This is a genomic window from Frankia sp. ACN1ag (genome assembly GCF_001414035.1).
GTDB classification, from domain to species: Bacteria; Actinomycetota; Actinomycetes; order Frankiales; family Frankiaceae; genus Frankia; species Frankia torreyi.
On the sequence record NZ_LJPA01000007.1, the window covers coordinates 226,983 to 246,081 of the forward strand.

Below are 19,099 nucleotides of genomic sequence, written 5' to 3' on the forward strand. Positions count from 1 at the left end.
GACACAATGCGACGAACCGACTCCCCGCCCCAACCGCCGATCGCGGTCGTCGGAGTGGGCGCCATCATGCCGGGCTCGATCGATGCCGCCGGGTTCTGGAACTCCATCGTCCGCGGCGAGGATCTGATCACCGAGGTGCCGCGTTCCCACTGGCTGGTCGAGGACTACTACGACCCGGACCCGGCCGCGATCGACAAGACCTACGTGCGGCGCGGCTCGTTCCTGCCGACGATCGACTTCGACCCGGCCGAGTTCGGCATCCCGCCGAGCACCGTCCCGGCCACCGACACCGCGCAGTTGTTCGCGCTGCAGGTCGCCGACCAGACGCTGCGCGACGCCCTGGGCGACGAGTACGACACCGCCGACCGCGGCGGCATCGGCTGCATCCTCGGCAGCGGCAACCTGGAGCTGCTCAGCGAGATCGACCTGCGCCTGGGTCGTCCGATGTGGTTGAAGGCGCTGCGTGAACTCGGCTACTCCGACGCCGATGCCCGGCGGACCTGCGACCACGTCCTCAAGGACTATCCGCAGTGGCAGGAGGCCACGCTGCCCGGCGGCCTGGGCAACATCGTCGCCGGCCGGGTCGCGAACCGGCTCAACCTGCACGCGGTGAACTACACCGTGGACGCCGCCTGCGCGAGCTCCCTGGCGGCGGTGTCGGCCGGCGTGAACGAACTCGTCCTCGGCCGCGCCGACATGATCATCAGTGGTGGTGTCGACGCCCTGAACAACCCGTGCACGTTCGTGAGTTTCTGCAAGACGCCGGCGCTGTCGCCGACAGAGGACTGCCGGCCCTTCTCCGCGCAGGCCGACGGCACGCTGCTCGGCGAGGGCGTCGCGATGGTCGCGCTCAAGCGCCTCGACGACGCCCGCCGGGACGGCAACAAGATCTACGCCGTGATCCGCGGGATCGGCTCGTCGTCGGACGGCCGGGGCGCGGCGATCTACGCCCCGGCGCCGGGCGGGCAGGTCAGGGCGGTGCGGGCCGCCTACGCCGACGCCGGCTACGGCCCGGAGACGGTCGGGCTCGTCGAGGCGCACGGCACCGGCACCGTCGTCGGGGACCGCACCGAGGTCACCGCGCTGACCGAGGTGTTCGGCGACGCCGAGCGCACCGGCGACCGCTGGTGCGCGCTGGGTTCGGTCAAGTCGCAGATCGGGCACACGAAGTCGGCGGCCGGCGCGGCCGGGCTACTCAAGGCCGTGCTCGCCCTGCACCACCACACCCTGCCACCGACGATCAAGGTGACGGAGCCGAACGCCGATCTCTCGCTCGATTCCAGCCCCTTCTACCTCAACACCGTCTGCCGCCCCTGGGTGCGCCCGGCGGACCACCCGCGGCGGGCCTCGGTGTCCAGCTTCGGCTTCGGTGGCATCAACTTCCACATCGCGTTGGAGGAGGCACCCGCCCCCGCCGGCGGGTCCCGAGCGGCCGGCGAGTCCGGCGAGTCCGGCGACGGCCTCGTCCGGCGGCATCGCCTGCCGCGGGCCGCCGGCAGCGAGCTGGTCCTGTTCGGCGCCGACACGCCCGAGCAGATCGTCGCCGCGCTGCGGGCGATCGACACCTCCCGACCCACCGCGGGGATCGCGCGGGCGAGCCGGCGCGAGTTCGACTCCCGCCGCCCGGTCCGCCTCGCCCTGGTCGCGGGCTCCGCCGAGCAGCTCGGCACCCGGATCGACCAGGCCGCCAACCTGATCGGCCAGCGGCCGCGGGAGCCGTTCACCAACCCCCGTGGGCTGCACTACGCGGTCCCGAACTACGCGGCCCCGACCGACGCGGCCCCGACCGACGCCGCCGGCACCGGCATCCCGCCCGTGCCGCCGCCGGCGGCGGCCCCGCCGGCGTTCCTCTTCCCCGGCCAGGGCAGCCAGTACGTCGGGATGGGCACGGACGTGGCGCTGCGCTACCCCGCCGCGCAGGAGGTCTGGGACCGCCTCGGCGGCCTGCGTTTCGGCGGCACACCGCTGCACGAGGTGGTGTTCCCGCCGCCGACCTTCGACGAGGCCGAGCGCGCCGCCCGGCAGAGCACGCTGACCGCCGCCGAATGGGCGCAGCCGGCGATCGCGCTGCACTCGCTGGCCCTGCTCGCCGTCCTCGACGGCTACGGGGTCCGCCCACCCTGCGTGGCCGGACACAGCTTCGGTGAGCTGACGGCCCTGTGCGCCGCCGGCGTCCTCGACGCCGAATCGCTGGTCATCCTCGCCCGCCGGCGCGGCGAGCTGCTGCGCAACACCACCGAGCGGGCGGGCGGGCGGATGCTCGCCGCCGTCGCCGCCCACGACGACGTTGCGGCAGCCCTCGACGGGCTGCCCGACCGGGACGTCTGGGTGGCCAACCACAACGCCCCGAGGCAGCTCGTGCTGTCCGGCACGGCGGCGGCCCTGGAGACCGTGCAGGGCAAGCTCGCCGCCGAGGGCATCGCCACGCGGTGGCTGGAGACGGCCACCGCCTTCCACTGCCCCCTGGTCGCGGCGGCCCGCGACCCGCTGCGCGAGGTGCTCGAGGGCATCGAGATCCATCCGGCGCACTGCGAGGTCATCGCGGGCTCCGACGGCCGGCCCTACCCGTCCGACCCGGCGCTGATCCGGGAGCGGATCGTCGACCAGCTCACCGCGCAGGTGCTGTTCGTCGACCAGATCGAGACCATGTACGCCGACGGCGTGCGGACCTTCGTCGAGGTGGGCCCCGGCGGGGCCCTCACCGGCCTGGTCAACCAGATCCTCGACGGCCGGGAGCACCTCGCGATCAGCCTGGACCGCCGCGGCCAGGACGGCGACGCCACGCTGCAGTCCGCGCTCGGCCAGCTCGCCGTCCAGGGCGTGCGGCTGACCTTCGACGACCCGCCGCCCGCCCCCGCCGGCGTGCGGCACCGGAAGCCGGTGATGACGATGCGGATCGACGGATCCAACTACGGCCGCAACTACCCGCCGCCGCTGGACGAGCCATCGCCCAACGGCGATCACCCAGCCCGGTCCGCCGCGACCGCCTCCCCGGCGTCCGTGCCTCCCGCGCCCGCCTCCCCGGCGTCCGCCGCCGCGCCGGCCGCGCCGGCCGTGCCGGCCCCGGCCCCAGCCGACGACGTCGCCGTCCCGCCGCGTTCCGTCGCCCCCGCCGCACAGCCGGCCCCGGTTCCGGTTCCGGTCGACAGCGCGATCCCGACAGCACCGACGGCACCGACCGTCGGACCGCCGACGCAGCCCGGCGCACCATCGCGGGCCGCGGAATCCCTGGCGGCACCGCCGGCGGCCGCGCCGCCGGTCGCCGGTCCGACACCGACACCGACACCGACACCGACACCGACATCGACATCGACACCGGCACCGCCGCCCGCCGAGCCGATGCCCGCCGAGCCGATGCCGGCTGCGCAGGCCGCGGAGCCCATGCCGGCTCCCCCGGCCGCGGAGCCGATGCCCAGGGCGCCGTCCCCCGGCGGGCTGGTCACCACTGCGGAGATGCCGGCGGTGGCGTCGTCGCCCGATGCGGCGCTGGTGGGCGATGTCGTCGCCGGGCCGGGCTGGTGGGCCGCCTTCGTCGAGGCACACCGGCAGACCGCCCAGGTCCAGGCCGCCTACCAGCACCTGATGACCGAGGCACAGGTGGAGTTCCTGCGCACGACGGAGGCCATGTGCGCACGGCTGGCCGGTGCACCCGCCATGGACGTGCCCCCGGCGCCCGGATACCTGCCGGCCGTGCCGACGGTGAACCCCGCGGCGCTGCCAGCGTCGGCCCCGCCTGCGCCACCTGCGGCGGCGGTGCCGGCCACGGCGATGCCGGCGGCGGCGATGCCTGCGTCGGCCATGCCCCCGGCGCCGGCGGCGCCGACGAGCACCACGCCCCGGCCGGCCGAACCGGCCCAGGCTGGTCAGGCCATGGCGGCGCCGCCCGCGGTGCCGGTGGCCGACTCGACGATCGCGCCACCCACCTCCGCCGCGGTCGCCGTGCCGCCGGTGGTGGCGCAGGGCACCGTCTCGCCCGTTGCCGCAGCACCTGGCATTGCCGCTGATCAGCCGGTCGGTGGCTCGCCCGCCGTCGCCCCGGCACCGGCCGGTGGCGAGGCCGCGGGGGCGCCGGCGCCCCCGCGTAGCGTCGAGGAGCTGGAGGCGTTGCTGCTCGACGTCGTCGCGGAGCGCACCGGATACCCCGCCTCCGCGCTGGCGATGGACATGGAGCTGGAGGGCGACCTCGGCATCGACTCGCTGAAGAAGGTCGAGATCCTCTCCGCGCTGCGTCAGCACGTCGGCGAGATCGCGGTCGACGTCAGCGAGGGCGACGCCCTGGCTCAGCTCACCGCGCTGCGCACCCTCGGCGAGGTCGTCGATCTCATGCGCAACCGGGCCGACGAGCCGCAACCGGCGGCGACCGGAGCGACCGGAGCGACCGGAGCGAGCGGGTCGACCGGGCTGACCGGGCTGACCGGGCTGGATCCGACCGGCCCCGGCACGGCGGCGGCCGCGGCCATCCCGGACCTCGCCGAGCGCCCCGCCGGGGATCCGGCGGGGGCTGCGGCGGCCACCTCGGCACAGGGCTCGACGGGCGTGGCGGCCGATGCCCCCTTTCCGGCCGGTTCCCCGGGAGGGGCCGCCGGCTGGCCGCCGCTGACCCGGCTCGTGCCGGAGGTCAGGCCCGTCATGGCCCCGGGGCTTGCTCCTCTCGGGCTGGGCGCGCGTCCGCTGACGATCGTCGACGGCGGCAGCGGCCTCGGGTCCGCGCTCGCCGCCGAGCTCGACCGGCATGGCCTCCGCGCGGTCGTCACCGACGGCCCGCCGGACGCCGGGCCGGACGGGGCACCGGGCGGGCTGGCCGCCGACGCCGGCGGGGTGATCCTGCTCGGCGGGCTGGCGGGCGTCGACTCCGTCGAGCAGGCCCTCGACCGGCAGCGGGACGCCTTCCGCTGGGCGCGGGCCGTGGCCTCGTCGCCGGCCGTGCACGGTGGGCTGTTCGTCACCGTGCAGGACACCGGCGGCGATCTCGGCCTCGACGGTCGGCAGGGGACGCGGGCCTGGCTCGGCGGGCTGGCCGCGCTGGCCAGCACCGCGGCCGCGGAATGGCCGGACGCCGCGGTCCGGGCGATCGACTGCGAACGGGCCGGGCGCGACCCGGCCCGGCTCGCCGCCGCCATCGCCCACGAGCTGCGGCAGGGCGGGATGACCCCGGTCGTCGGCCTGCGCGCCGACGGCACCCGCCTCGTTGCGGGGGTGGCGCCGGCCCCGCCGGAACCGGCGGACGCGCACCCGCTTCGGCTCGCGCCCGGCGCGGTGATCGTCGCGACGGGCGGCGCCCGCGGCGTGACGGCCGCATCCCTGATCGAGCTGGCCCGGACCTGCCAGCCGCGGCTAGTCCTGCTGGGCCGCACGCCCCTGCTCGACGAGCCGGCCGGGCTCGCGGCCGCGACCGACGAGCCGTCGCTGGTGCGGCTGCTGGCCGACCGCGACGACGCGGCAGCCGGCCCGGCCCGGCTGCGGGCGCAGGCGCGCGAGATCCTGGCCGCGCGGGAGGTGCACGCCACCCTCGCCGCCCTCCGGCGCGCCGGTTCGCAGGCCCGCTACCTGCCGGTGGACGTCCGCGACCCCGACGCGGTCGCCCGTGCCCTGGAGGAGGTCCGGGCGGACTGGGGGCCGGTCAGCGGGCTCGTCCACGGTGCCGGCACCCTCGCCGACAAGCTGCTCGTCGACAAGACCGACGACGCCTTCGACCGGGTGTTCGACACGAAGGCGCGGGGTCTGTGGACGATGCTGGACGCGCTCGCCGACGACCCCGTGGAGCTGCTGTGCCTGTTCTCCTCGGTGGCGGGCTGGTTCGGCAACGCCGGCCAGGCCGACTACGCCATGGCGAACGCGACCCTGGACCATGTCGCGGGCACCTACCGGGCCACGCATCCGGACTGTCTGGTGCGATCGATCGCCTGGGGCCCCTGGGCCGGAGGGATGGTCGGACCGCTGCTCGCCGAGGTCTTCGCCAGCCGCGGAGTGCCGGCGCTCCCGGTCGCCCAGGGCGCGGCGGCGTTCGTCGACGAGATCACGGGTGCGCGCAGCGCCGGGACGCAACCGCGGATCCTGCTCGGCGCGGGCGGCCCGGAGGCACTCGGCGCCTCGGCCGACGGCGAGCAGGCACCGTCCGCCCGGCGAGTTCTCGGCCAGCTCTCGGTGCACGAACGCACCCATCCCTGGCTGACCGACCACAGCCCGGCCGACATCGCCGTGCTCCCGCTCGCGATGGCGCTGGACTGGCTCGCCCGCGGGGCCCGCGCGCTGCGCGGCGACGGCGAGGCCGGGATGGTGCTGCGCGACCTGCGGGTCCTGCGCAAGATCGCCTTCCCGCACCTGGCCGACACCGGGCACGAGCTGTACGTCAGCGTGACCGAGGCCGGGGCCCCGGGCGGCGGTGACCTGTCCGCCGCCGGTGCCGGCGCGGCGCCGCTACCCGTGCTGCGCCTCGACGACGCCGACGGCATGCCCCACTACCAGGCCAGACTCGACGCCGCACAGCCAGCGCCCGTGCCGTCGTCAGCCTGGCCGACCCCGGACGGCCTCGCCGAGAAGGCGGCCGAGGTGTCGACGTGCCGGGACCTGATCTACCGCAGCGACGCGCTGTTCCACGGCCCGCGTTTCCAGGCGATCCAGTGGCTCAAGGGGATGTCGGAGCATGGCGCCGAGGGGTCCGTCGTCGGTGTGCGGGAGCTGGCCTGGGGGCTCGACGACTGGTACTTCGACGTCGCCGGCCTCGACGGCGGGATGCAGCTCGCCGGGCTGTGGGCCTGGCGGGTGCTCGGTGGCGCGTTGCCCGTCGCCGTTCGCGAGTGTCGCATTCACCGGCCGGGCCTGATGACCGGGCAGGCCCGCGGCGTCGTCACCGCCCGGGAGATCGACAACATCCACGCCCTGTGCGACGTGGTGGTCCTGGACGACGACGCCGCCCGGATCGAGCTGATCGGGGTGGAGCTGGTCCGCCGCCCCGACTGGATGCCCTCATCCTGACCCCCAGGGGCGATCGGGGAAGGGTCGCGTCTGAACGCACGAGGCCCCGGACCGGCGGCGCCTACCGGCCCGGGGCCGCTTTTCGCCCCGGGCCCACATGCCGCCTACTCAAATGTAACCGCTACCGCGAAATGTAACTCCACTGTGGTTACATTTGGGCCGTGTCGCATGACGTGACCGAAATGATCAATCGCCTGCGGGTGGCGGGAGGCGACACCACCGAGGTGGAGGTCAAGTCCGCTGCGGGCGGGTTGCCCGTCTCACTCACCGCGACGTTGAGCGCGTTGGCGAACCAGCCTGGCGGCGGGACCATCATCCTGGGGCTCGACGAGCAGGCGGGATTCCGCCCGGTCGGGCTCGTCGACCCGCAGGTTCTCAAGCAGGGTCTGGCCGCCAAGGCTCGGGCGTTCACACCGCCGGTCCGGCTCACGGTCGACGACGGGGAGGTGGATGGCGCCGCGGTTGTGGTTGCTCGGGTGCACGAGTGCGACCGGTCGTCCAAGCCCTGCCGCGTCACCGCGACCGGCACGGCATACCTCCGTAGCTACGACGGGGACTACGCCCTGTCCGAGGTGGAGGAACAGGGATTCCTGGCTGCCCGCCAGGCACCACTGTTCGATCGGTCACCCGTCGAGGACGCCACCATCGACGATCTGGACACCGAACTCGTCGACGCATTCCTCGGCGCCGTTCGCGAACGCGACCCGGCCGGACTCGGCCGATTTGCCGATGATGCCGAGCTCCTGCGCCGCGGCGGAGTGACGATCGATGGCGGACAGCCCACCGTCGCGGGTCTCCTCGCCCTCGGGGCCCACCCCCAGCAATGGTTCCCCCGATACGTGATCCAAGCGGCCGCAGCGCCCCTTCCCACGGACTCCGCCGCCACGCGGGCCCGCAACCAGGTGACCATCAGCGGGCCTGTCCCGCGGATGCTTGACGCAGCGCTGCTGTGGGCCCGGCGCACCTTCGATACCGCGATCGTCGCCGAGTCGGACGGCACGGTCCACGACCGCCCCAGCTATCCTCTCGTCGCCTTCCGCGAGCTGGTCGCCAATGCTCTGATCCACCGCGACCTCGACCACTGGTCCGCCGGGCTCGCCGTCGAGGTACGGCTCCTCCGGGACCGTCTGGTGGTGGCCAACCCCGGCGGCCTGTACGGCATCACTGTCGACCGGCTTGGCCGCGACGCCGTGACCTCGGCCCGTAACGCCAGGCTCGTCGCGATCTGTCAGCACGTCCGTACCCCGCAGACCGGAGCTCGGGTCATCGAAGCTCTCGCAAGCGGGATTCCCACCGTCACCGAGGCGCTCGCAGACCACGGTCTGCCACCGGCCCACTACGTCGACAGCGGCATCCGGTTCACCGTCGTCCTCCACCAGTTCGCAACCGCCACGCCCGCAGTGACCGCCAAACCCAAGCTGGGCGCCACGGAGCGTCGCGTCTACCAAGCCCTGACCAGCCAGGGAAGAACGGCCCGCGAACTCGCCGAGGAACTCGGTCTGTCCGCGCCGAACATTCGCAGGTCGCTGCGCAACCTGCGCGGCCGCGGACTGGTCATCCAACTCGGCGGCCGCGGGAGAACCACCACCTACCAGCGGAGACCCGACGGCGTGTAATCAAGGCCACCAGCGGAAGACCCGTTCCACCCATGTTGCCGTTTCCCGGATCGTGGGTGCCGGTGAGGCCCGCGGCGTCGTCACCGCCCGGGAGATCGACAACATCCACGCCCTGTGCGACGTGGTGGTCCTGGACGACGACGCTGCCCGGATCGAGCTGATCGGCGTGGAGCTGGTCCGCCGCCCAGACTGGATGCCCCCGCCCTGACCCCTCACGATGGGGGCCGAGCGGATGGTCGCGCGTGAGAGCGAACAGCGAAGGGACCCGCGGTCAGGCCGTGAATCCGCCTGACCGCGCCGGCCGCCCCACGACCACGGACTCCAGGGCATTGAACTGCAGCCGCGTTGTGCCTTCGAGGTGGGCGACGTCGTCCCGGCCGTCGCCGGTGAGGGCGAGGAAGACGTACTGTTCCGTACGGGTCAGGCGGGTGCCGGCGGCGTCGGCGGCCAGCTCGACGGTGGTGAGCGATGCCCAGCGGGGCTGGCCGTCGAGAATGCCCGTGTACGTGAAGACGATGCGTTCGTCGGGAACGATGTCGAGGAACTGCGCGTGGTACTCGATCCGCTCCGGCACCCCGGAGACGGCGAAGGTACCGCCGGCGAGTTCGTGTCCGCCGATGCGGAAGTCCAGCTCGTGCCGGCTCGTCCCCGGCTCGCCCGGGATGCGGAACCAGCGCCTGCGCAGCGCGATGTCGGCGAAGGCGGTGAAGACGTGACCTGGTGGTGCCGCCAGGACGCGCGACAGCCTGAACGACCCGTGAAGCAGGGGGGAACCCGCTTCGGCGGGGACAGTGGCGCTGTCCGCCGAGTCCCCGGACGGGCGATCGATCAGCACCGGCTCATCGTCCCACGGACCGATCCCGCACGAGGCCCATCACTGGGTCGTGCCGCCAGCTTGCCCGTCCGCGGTGTGATTGATATCTCCGTCGCGATGGTGAACGAGAACGCGCTGCGGAGATGCCCACCTGATTTCGGCTGGTCAGGGGTGTTGAAATGTGTTGGACGGCGCCCTCGACCGCCGGCAGACGGTCCTTCCAGGCGGGGATTTATGTCTTCGTTTCGGCACTTTCTGGTAGCACCCGGCGGGAAGCGGCGGCGCTAGTCTTCGTGTCGTCACCGAATCGCGACGGCAAGCATTTCTGGTTGCTTTCCGGGTTGCCGACTGCTTGTCCATCTGATCTGGGCGTTCTGCCGTCTGTGATTATCCATCGACGGAAATGTGTGAGGATGCATATCATGGCTTTGCGAAGGATCCAGTTGGCCGTGGCGGCCGCCGGTCTGCTCGTTCTCGCTTTCGGGATCGGCGGCATCGCCCCAGGGGGGATCTCCGCACCCATCGGTCAGTCGCACGCGAACCACGGAGCCGTGAATATCTTCGCCGGCGGCGGCAACGGTATCGACAACGGAAACGGGGTCGACCACGGTAACGGCGTGGACCACGGGCATTAGGGTGCGTAGCTGATCCGGATCATGGGGCTCGGTTGTGCTCCTTGATCCGGATCGTCAGGGCGTGGCGGGTGGGGACCGGCTGTGGTCGTTGAAGGTAGGGCGTGCCCGGACGGCGTGGCGCGGTCCCTCGGGAACATCATGATCGTCGGAGTTGGGTTGGGAGCGACCCACCGGCCCAGGAATGCCTACCCTTCTCCATCACAGGGATGAACTGCCGGCGGACTGCCCCGCGGTCAGCACGAACGCCGCCGGCCGGCCGCCGCGGCCGACGTCGGCGGAGACTCAGTCAGGACGCCCGTGCCCGTGCCCGTGGCCGGCGGCTCGGGGGTGCAGCCGCCCGCGCCGCGGGTCTGTCCACGGGACGCCGCCGCGTTCGTCGAGGCGTTGGGCGAGGCTGTAGCCGACGAGCACGATCAGGTGCAGCAGGAACAGCCAGAAGCCGACCGCGACGGCCCCACCGATGGCGCGGAAGCCGCCGAACGGCAGGCCCAGGTCCAGGTGAAACGACAGGAACAGCACGAACCCCTGCACGAAGCCGGCGACGAACGACCCGGTCGCCGCCGCCGCCCATAACGTCGCCGCCCAGCCCGGCCGCCCCGGCCCCACCACCCGGTAGACGATCACGAGCGTCGCGGTCAGCGCCAGCCAGTCGGCCATGAACGCGACGACCACCCCCAGCCCCGCCGAGGCGTCGCTCTCGGCGAACAGCCGGGCCAGGGTCGGCGTCACGAGCAGCACCGGCAGCAGCAGTACCGGGGCGGCGGCGAGCAGCGGCAGGACGCCGAGGCGACCCCGCCACCCGACGAGACCCTCGGTCGTTCCGGCGAGCCGGACGAAGGCCCGCCGCAGCCCCTCGCCGTAGAACGAGGCGGGCACCGCGGCGGCCACGACGACCAGCGGCGACATCGTCAGCGCCGCGTCGAACGCGGCGAGCACGACCGCCGGGGCGCCGAGACCACCCGGCAGCGCGCCGGCCAGGGAACGGCCGAGCTCCGCCGTGCGCGGCCGCCCCAGCAGCAGGCCGAGCAGGTTGACGGCCACCAGCACCCCGGGAACGACCGAGATCGCCGCATAGTAGGTGACGCCCGCCGCGAGCAGGGCCAGGTCGTGGCCGCGCAGCGCGCCGACCACGTCCCGCCCCAGCACCGTCAACCAGCGCAGCCTCATCAACCAGCGCACCTCACCAGCCAGCGCAGCCTCACGAGCCAGCGCAACCTCGTCAACCAGCGCCGCCTCGTCACGTCCCCGCAGTCAGCCGGCGGTCCTCATCCTGCCCGCACCGGCGCTGCGCGGTGGTTACTCGATGACCCGAAGGGTGGAGGGGACGTCCATCCGGCGGACCCGGCGGGCCGCGGCCAGCGGTGCGACCGCCACCGCGCCGACGCCGAGCAGCAGGATGACGACCAGGGTGCGGCCCGACAGGATCGCCTGCACGCCGAGGTCGGGCAGCGTCTCGGCGAGCAGCACCTCCACGGTGTAGCGCAGCGCCCAGTAGCCGGCGGCGATCCCCAGCAGCGTCCCGACCAGGCCCATCACCGCGCTCTCGGCGACGGTCAGGCCGAGCACGGTGCGGGTGGACAACCCGTAGGCGAGCATCGTCGCGTGCTCGCGGCGCCGCTCGTCCACGGCGATGCTCATCGCGTTGTAGGCGATGAGCACGGCCAGCAGGAGCACCACCACCTCGCCGATGCGCAGGATCCCGACGAAGGTGCGCAGCAGGGCCCGGATCTCCTCGATGCTCGCCGTCGCCGAGACCACCGACGCCACTCCCGGGATGGCGGCCAGCGTGCGGGTGGCCGCGTCCCGCCCGTACCCGGCCGCCGGCTGCACGACGACCACGTTGGTGGTTCCGGCGAGCCGGAACGCGCCGGCGTCGGCGTTGTCGAGGAACACCACCGAGCGCACCGGGAAGGCGTGGATGCCGGCGATCCGCTGCGGTGTGTCCACGGTCCGGTAGCCGGTGCCGACCCGCTGCGGATGGCGCAGCGTGATCGTGTCGCCGGGGTGGACGCCCAGGTCGTGGGCGGCCTTCTCGGAGATCAGCAGCCCGCCGGTGGGGGACCCGGAGACGACCGACGGCGACCACAGCCCGTGTCCGATGTCGAGGATGTAGGTGAGCACATCGATCGGTGCGGCCGAGGCGTCGCCGCCGGTCCTCGGGCCGGTCCGGGTGCCGGTCCCGGCACCGACGGTGGGGGAGAGGCGGCTGGGCAGCGCCAGCGTGGGGTCGGTCTCGGTGACGGCGGGGGAGCGGCGCACGGCGTTCACCGTCGGGGAGTTCACCGGTTCGACCCGGGGCAGCATCACCCGCAGCCGGTCGGGGGCGCTGGTCGTCAGGTCCGCTTCGGCCCGGTCCGTGGTGCGGGTGAACGTGTCCAGCTCGCCGGTGAAGACCACCAGGGCAGTGATCACCGCGGCGATCGCGACGGCGGTGAGCAGCAGCCGGCGCGGGGCACGCGCCAGGTTGCGCAGCGGCATCTGGGCGAGGCTGCCCCCCGGCAGCCGGGCCCGGCCCAGCAGCCGGACCAGCGGTCCCGTCCCCCCGGCCACGGCGCTCGCCCGGATCGCCCGCACCGGCTCCACCCGCACCGCCCGCCACACCGGCGGCAGGGCGGCGAGCACCGGCAGGACCAGGCCCACCGCCGCAGCCCGGGCGAACACGCCGACCTGGAAGTTCGTGTGCCACACCGGCAGCGGCCACACCCCGCGCAGCAGCGCGCCCATCGCGGCGCCCACGACGAGGCCCACCAGGACACCGGCGACCACGCCGAGCACCCCGACCTGGGCGCCCAGCAGCAACGGGCGCAGCGCGAGCCGGCGCGGTGCCACCCCGAGCGCCATCCCGATGCCGATCTCCCGGCGCTGCGCGTCGACGACCCGTCCGACCAGGTTGAACGCGGCGAACACCGCCCCGACCAGGACGAGGACGGCCAACACGTCCCACAGCCGCTGATCGCTGTTCACATCGTCGTAGAGGATCTGCCGGGTCTGGATGTCGTCCCGGTCGGTCACCGTCACGCTGGTGCCCGGCAGCGCCGCGGCCAGGGCCCGGGACAGCTCGGCGGCGAACGCGCCGGTGTCCGTGCCCGGCCGCAGAGTGAGCACCAGGTCGTTGACGGCGCCGGGCTGCCCGGTGAGCCGCTGCGCGGTCGGTAGCGACGTGTAGAGCACCCCGAAGCCGGACTGGGTGACCAGGCCCGGCTGCTCGCCGGGCAGGATGAAGTACTCCGGCGACTGGCCCTGCCCGACGTAGTGCACCTCGCCGCCGCCGCTGGTCCGCACGGTGCCGGTCGGCGGGAGGTGGTTCGCGTTGGCGAAGGTGCGGTCCAGGACGCCGACGTCGCGCCCGGAGTCGGCGGGCACGAGCGCGCGCCCCCGGGCCACCGACACCCCGTCGACCGGCGGCCGGGCGGTCAGGTCGATGCCGACCAGTTCGCCGCGGGAGAGCACGGTGTGCCCGGGGCGGGAGGCGTCGATCTCGGTCGGCAGCACCAGCCGTTCGGCGTCGGCGGTGACGGCCGCCGCGGCCGGCAGCGACCGGACCACCGCCGCGAGCCGCCCCTGCGCCACCGTGGCCCCGGCCCCGACGGCGACCCGCAGATCGTGCACGTTCAGCCGGGCGTAGCTGGCGTCGTAGGACTGCCGCCGCCAGTGCGAGGAGCTGGTCAGGCCGGCGTAGAGCCCCGTGCCGAGGCCGATCATCACGGCGATCGCGACCACGAGCAGCAGGCGCTGACGCAGCTCGCGCAGCGACCAGCGCCACCACAGCCCCGTCGATGCCATCCGTCCGCCGCCCGACTACCCGGTCACCAGCGCGTACCCGGTCACCAGCGCGTACCCGGTCACCAGCGCAGCTCCGCGACCGGCACCTGGCCGCCGGGCGGCGGGCCGTCGTGGACGATGCGCCCGCCGGACAGTTCGATCACCCGGTCCGCAATCCGGGCGATCTCCCGGTTGTGGGTGACGACGAGAACGGTCCGGCCCTGGGCGGACTGGTCGCGCAGCAGCTCCAGGATGCGCACGCCGGTGGTGACGTCCAACTCGCCGGTCGGCTCGTCGGCCAGCAGGATCGGGTTGCCGGTGGCGATGGCGCGGGCGATCGCCACCCGCTGCTGCTCCCCGCCGGAGAGCTGGTGGGGGAAGTGTGCGGCGCGCTCGGCGAGTCCCACCCCGGCCAGCACCTCGTCGGTGACCTCGCCGGCTCGGTCCCGCCCGGCGACGTCCGCGCCGAAGCGGACGTTCTCCCGCGCGGTGAGCGCCGGGAACAGGTTGAACGACTGGAACACGAAGCTGACCGCCCGGCGGCGGACCTCCCGCCGAGTCCGCCGGGACGCGCGGGTGACATCGACGCCGTCGAGCCGCACCGTCCCGGTGGTGGGGGTGTCCAACGTGCCGATCAGGTTGAGCAGCGTCGTCTTGCCGCAGCCCGACGGCCCGAGGATCACCAGCAGGCCGCGGGCGCCGACCCGCAGGGTGACGTCCGCGAGCGCCGTGACGCCGGTCGCCGCGCCGTCGTACCGCTTTCCGACGCCGACCAGGTCGATGCGCACCGCCTCGGCCGTCCCGGTCTCGTCGGCCGTCCCGGTCTCGTCGGCCGACCCGGTTTCCCGATCCGCCGGGCCGCCGGGCAACGCCACGCTCGGCCCCCTGTCGTCGCGATCCCCGGGCTCCGGTCGCGCCGGGCTCGAGCCAGTATCGGCGCGGCCGGCACGGCGTCGGGGGAACCGGCCGGCGGCCGGATTGCGCGCGCCGCCGGGCAACGCCCCACGAATGCGGTGGCATCCACCGGGGCCCGCCGTCGGGCACGGCGGACCCCGGTGGATGGTGGTCCGGCGGCGGCGCCGCGCATCCGCCGGCGCCCCTGGCGGATGGGGGTGATGCGGCGGCCGCCACCGGTGGGGGAGTGGTCGGCGGACGGGGATGGTCAGGGCGGGGGCTGTCGTGGGGCGGGGGTCGTCGGGGTGAGGGAAAGGGTGGCTGCCCGCCGGTGGGCGCCATGGCGGACCCGCTCGCCGGTGGGGGTTCCGGGGGGTCGGACGCCGGCGCTGGGATGTCGGCGGGCAGCCAGTCTGAGGGGCGGCCGGTCCGGTGGTGGGCGGCCGGTCCTGCGGGGGAGGCGGGTCTGGTGGGTGAGCCGTTCCGGTGGGGGTGGTGCCTCCGGCGCGGGGATCTGGCGGGCTGCCCGCCGTGAGGGGTGCGGCGGGCAGCCCGCAGGTCCGACGCGGTGGGACCGGCGTTGGTCCGGCCCGCGCGGCCGTCGTGCGAGCCCGCCGCGGTCCGCCCTCCGCGGACCGCGGCGGGCCCGGCTAGCGGGCGGGGTGGCTGTGGTGGGGACGCGGTTGCGTGCCGCGGAACCGTTCGGAGCCGCCCTCGCGCTGGCGGACCAGCGGCAGGGCGCTGCCGTGCACCGTGCGGAAGCCGGTCGGGCGCCGGTCGGTGGCTGCATCGTCCACGCCGGCGTCCAGGTCGTCGATGGCGTGGGCGCGGACGGCCACCAGGATCTGGTCCCAGATCGTCTGCGGCAGCCGGTTCTCCCGCATGGTCCCGAGATGGCGGAATCGGACGATCACCTCGTCCGGCAGGCCACGGGCGACCTGGCCGCTGCCGGCTCCCCAGGAGGTCCAGCCGAGGGGCCCGTCGTGTGGGGTCAACCGGNCGAACACGCCGGTGCGGACGTCGTGGACAAACGGCGCCCACAGCGCGACGGGAATCCGGACCTCGCGGATCCGCCCGGCGTAGCGGTACCGGACGACCACGTCCGTATGCTGGCTGGCGAACTTCAGCCCGGGGGCGCAGGCCGGCCGCCGCCAACGCAGCGGCGGTTCCCCCGCGGTCCTGCCCGTACAGTCGCCCTGGCCCACCCGCCCGTCCATGGGTTCGTCTCCCGTCCTGGCCAGTCCGCCCGCGGCAACGGTCCACCGGGGGCCGCACGCGGCCCATCGGGAGCCCGCTGTGGGGGTGGGAGATGTGGTGGTCGGGCCCGTGCCGGTGGAGGACCGGCGTACGCAGACCCGGTGTGTGCGCTCGGTGCTGGTGCCCGGCGTGCGGGCAGGGTCCGGGAGAGGACCGGTGCGTGCGGTGCCCGTGGCCCTCTCCCGGTGTGCCTCACCGCCCATGAAGACCCGCGCGGCGATCCGCCCATCGCAGTGGGTGATCGAGTGCGGGCGGGGCAGCCACCCTCGGCGGAATCCGACATCCCAGGAGGAGGATCCCGTTGACATCATCAGGTGTCCTCCTCGCCTCGGTAGCTGGGAAGCGGGCTGCGCGTCCGCCGGTGGACACATCACACCGTGCTGGGCGTATCTGGGACAGAGTGCAACGAGCCGTTGCGGCCGCACGCATATTCGTTGCGCCTGATCGGCGGCTTCGGTCTTCGCCGGAGACGGGAACGCCGTGTCCGGCGGGTGATTACACACCGTCGTTGCCGGGCCGACCGCCGTCGGGGTTCTCCCGCCGCGAGTGGCGAGGATCGCCGACCAGCTCCGCCTACCTGTGGCGGCAATGCTGATGCCTGCCTGCGCATATCCAGCCTACGAAAGTTCCGCGCAATTGGCATTGATCAAAGATGGTCTGTTTTGTTGTCGGGCGAGAATTGACTACCCGTGCCGCTGCCGTTGTGCGTGGGCAGTGGATATCAATGTGGCTTGGCTGTCGGAAGATTCCGGCGTGGGTGGTGGTTGGGCTGTAGTTCGACCGGTGTGATATCGGGAAAACCGCCCCTGCCGTCGTTCCGGTGACCGCCCGCCGGAACGTGTCCGACCTCCGCGCCCGCCCTCGACGGCCCGCCGCCGACGCCCCACCTGCGGCGCCCGACCGCCGGTGGCGTGGCTTGCCGAAACCTTACCTCGAAAGGACGGCCACTTCCGGGGCGCTGAATCGCCGTCACGGCAGCTCGGCGTCATCCGGCGGTTCGGCGCCATCCCCGAGTAGGGCGCCATCCCCGAGTAGGGCGCCATCCCGAGTAGAGCGAAAGAAAGAGAGTCGGCGGGCAGGCTGGACGGGTCCGGCGGTTTCGCGCCGGACCCGGAGGTTCACCAGGTCAGCACGAGCCGGCCGCGGACGCCGCCCTTCTCCAGGAGGCGATGGGCCTCGGCGGCCTGCTCGGCCGGAATGGCCTTCGCCACCCGCAGGGTGAGGGCGCCCTCCTCGACGAGCTGGCGCAGCCGGTCGAGCTTGGCCTGCTCGCGCGCGTAGGAACGCACCCACACCTGGTGAACCGTGATGCCACGCTCGGTCTCGCCCTGGAACGGGCGGACGGCGGCGAACCCGCCGCCGTCGCGGATCGCGCCGAGCAGGGCGTCGTTCTGGATCGAACCGTCCGCCAGCCCGTCCACCCCACCGGGCACCGCCGCCCGGATCCGCTGCGCGACGTCGTCGCCGCGGCGCACCACGATGTCGGCGCCGAGCCCCCGCACCAGCTCGGTGTCCGCCTCGGAGGCGTCGGCGACGACCCGCAGCCCGTCGGCCTTGGCGAGCTGGACGGTGTAGCCGCCGAAGCAGCCGGCCGCTCCCGTCACCGCCAGCGTCTGGCCGGGAGTGAGGCCCAGCAGGTCGAGCGCCAGCCGCGCGGTGAGCCCGTTCATCGGCAGCGTCGACGCGGCCACGTCGCCGACGCCCGCGGGGACCCGCGCGACGGACTCGGCCGGCACCACCACCTGCTCGGCGTAACCGCCGTTCGACGCGGCGGGAACGACGATCGCCATCACGTGGTCGCCGATCGCGAGATCCGTCGACACCCCCTCGCCGATCTCGTCGAGGACGCCGGCGACGTCCATCCCCGGCACGTAGGGCGGCGCCCATTTCGACAGCCATTTCGCCCGGTCACCGCTGCGGGTGAAGGTGTCCGTTGGACTCACGGTGGCGGCGGCGGACCGGATCCGGACCTCGCCCGGCCCGGCATGCCGCTCGGGCACGTCCACGATGCGCAGGGCCTCCGGCCCGCCGAACTCGACCACTCCCACGGCTCTCATGACAGATGACACTAACGCCGCCCTCCCCCTCGCCGCGCCTGGAATGTGCGCGGACGACCCGCGTGCGGCGGCGCAGTCGGGTCGACGCATTCTGCCGCCGAAGGGGGCGGATGAACAGCCCAGGCAGGACGCATTGTGGTCGACTCGGTACTCTTGCCGACATGGGGGTGGATCTCGGCTCCGATCGGTCGCGGCTCCGGATCGACCGGACCGCGGGAGCGGTGCTGCAGGCGCAGCGGGATATCTCCGGATGGCTGGACGTCCGCCGCGGAGATGACCGGTTCCTCCGCTTTGGAAATCATTTCCGGATACTCGACGGGGTGCTGGGCGGGATGCTCGCCGCCCTGGCCGGCCGGGTCGTTTCCCTGCGGGAGCTGGGCGACAGTGGCGCGCGCTACGACGGCTGNCGGTCGGTGGAGACGATGCTGACCGTCGTGCGGCGCACGTTCGACTGGTATCGCGAACGATATGACCAGCGGCTCGACGAGCGGCTGGGCCCGATTCTGCTGGCCGCCGACGAACTCGTCCGCTCGTGCTGGTCGCAGCCGTTCGCGGCGATGGGGCGGCCCGCGCCGACCGGGCCGCTCGCCTACGTCGACCCGCGTTTCAACGCCTTCGCCGTCACCCGGTCGAGCGTGCCGGCGTCGCTGCGTCCGCCGGCCCGCACCGACGCGGTGGACGAGGCCGTCCGCGCCCTGCTGCGCGAGCTGCCGATCCCGGCGATCGCCCTGCCGGAATGGGCCACGCGCCAGGCGTGGTGGCTGGCCCCGGCGGCCCACGAGACCGGCCACCACGTCCAGCGGGACCTGGTGCCGGGCCTGCCCGACCTGACCCGCGCCGCGCTGGACCACGCGGTGCGCGCAGCCTCGGGCGGCGACGCGGAGCTCGCCGCCCGGTGGTCGGGCTGGCAGGCGGAGCTCTTCGCCGACGCCTTCTCCGCCGTCATGATCGCCGACGCGGCGGCGTGGGCGGTCGACGAGCTCGAACACGCCGCGCCCGCCCGCCTGGCCGGGCTGTCCCCACCCGGCCACCCGTACCCGCCGCCGCTGGTCCGCCGCGCGCTGCTCGGCGAACTCGTCCGCCGCGTCC

General features: G+C 74.0%; 9 protein-coding genes. 4 read left to right on the forward strand and 5 right to left on the reverse strand.

Features of this window, described 5'->3' with window-relative positions; genetic code table 11:
- The first annotated feature begins 6 nt into the window (after positions 1–6).
- The 3 genes from UK82_RS08625 (at position 7) to UK82_RS33590 (ending at position 8,799) form a co-directional block, all read left to right on the forward strand.
- Positions 7–6,975 carry a type I polyketide synthase gene (locus UK82_RS08625; protein ID WP_055406828.1) on the forward strand — a complete coding sequence of 2,323 codons (6,969 nt, stop codon included), beginning with the start codon at positions 7–9 and terminating at the stop codon, positions 6,973–6,975.
- Positions 6,976–7,157: 182 nt separating this feature from the next.
- Positions 7,158–8,591, forward strand: coding sequence for an ATP-binding protein (locus tag UK82_RS08630; protein ID WP_236705664.1), 1,434 nt, complete (start codon positions 7,158–7,160; stop codon positions 8,589–8,591).
- A gap of 52 nt (positions 8,592–8,643) precedes the next feature.
- A complete protein-coding gene (locus tag UK82_RS33590; RefSeq protein ID WP_157866927.1) occupies positions 8,644–8,799 on the forward strand; it encodes a hypothetical protein in 156 nt (51 codons plus the stop codon).
- Between the two features lie 63 nt (positions 8,800–8,862).
- Here the strand turns inward: UK82_RS33590 and UK82_RS08635 are convergent, their stop codons facing one another.
- Entirely contained in the window at positions 8,863–9,426 is a 564-nt protein-coding gene (locus UK82_RS08635; RefSeq protein WP_199865452.1) for an SRPBCC domain-containing protein, read from the reverse strand.
- Positions 9,427–9,827: 401 nt separating this feature from the next.
- Here UK82_RS08635 and UK82_RS08640 point away from each other — a divergent pair, with 401 nt between their 5' ends.
- Positions 9,828–10,040, forward strand: coding sequence for a hypothetical protein (locus UK82_RS08640; protein WP_128423348.1), 213 nt, complete (start codon positions 9,828–9,830; stop codon positions 10,038–10,040).
- A 282-nt stretch (positions 10,041–10,322) separates the two neighbouring features.
- Here UK82_RS08640 and UK82_RS08645 read toward each other — a convergent pair whose 3' ends face one another.
- The 4 genes from UK82_RS08645 to UK82_RS08665 all read right to left on the reverse strand — a co-directional run bounded on the left by UK82_RS08645 (position 10,323) and on the right by UK82_RS08665 (position 18,010).
- Positions 10,323–11,207: a YhjD/YihY/BrkB family envelope integrity protein gene (locus UK82_RS08645; RefSeq protein ID WP_044886817.1), complete on the reverse strand. Its 885-nt coding sequence runs from the start codon at positions 11,205–11,207 to the stop codon at positions 10,323–10,325.
- A 129-nt stretch (positions 11,208–11,336) separates the two neighbouring features.
- Positions 11,337–13,823: an ABC transporter permease gene (locus UK82_RS08650; protein ID WP_055406830.1), complete on the reverse strand. Its 2,487-nt coding sequence runs from the start codon at positions 13,821–13,823 to the stop codon at positions 11,337–11,339.
- Between the two features lie 59 nt (positions 13,824–13,882).
- Positions 13,883–14,677, reverse strand: coding sequence for an ABC transporter ATP-binding protein (locus UK82_RS08655; protein ID WP_055406831.1), 795 nt, complete (start codon positions 14,675–14,677; stop codon positions 13,883–13,885).
- Positions 14,678–17,071: 2,394 nt separating this feature from the next.
- Positions 17,072–18,010 carry an NADP-dependent oxidoreductase gene (locus UK82_RS08665; RefSeq protein ID WP_044888213.1) on the reverse strand — a complete coding sequence of 313 codons (939 nt, stop codon included), beginning with the start codon at positions 18,008–18,010 and terminating at the stop codon, positions 17,072–17,074.
- Positions 18,011–19,099 lie beyond the last annotated feature (1,089 nt).

Bases quoted from the DNA above. Each gene is read 5' to 3' on its own strand.
- UK82_RS08630 (WP_236705664.1), top strand. From the start codon at position 7,158: ATGATCAATCGCCTGCGGGTGGCGGGAGGCGACACCACCGAGGTGGAG.
- UK82_RS08645 (WP_044886817.1), bottom strand. From the start codon at position 11,207: ATGAGGCTGCGCTGGTTGACGGTGCTGGGGCGGGACGTGGTCGGCGCG.
- UK82_RS08665 (WP_044888213.1), bottom strand. From the start codon at position 18,010: ATGAGAGCCGTGGGAGTGGTCGAGTTCGGCGGGCCGGAGGCCCTGCGC.
- UK82_RS08640 (WP_128423348.1), top strand. From the start codon at position 9,828: ATGGCTTTGCGAAGGATCCAGTTGGCCGTGGCGGCCGCCGGTCTGCTC.
- UK82_RS08625 (WP_055406828.1), top strand. From the start codon at position 7: ATGCGACGAACCGACTCCCCGCCCCAACCGCCGATCGCGGTCGTCGGA.
- UK82_RS08650 (WP_055406830.1), bottom strand. From the start codon at position 13,823: ATGGCATCGACGGGGCTGTGGTGGCGCTGGTCGCTGCGCGAGCTGCGT.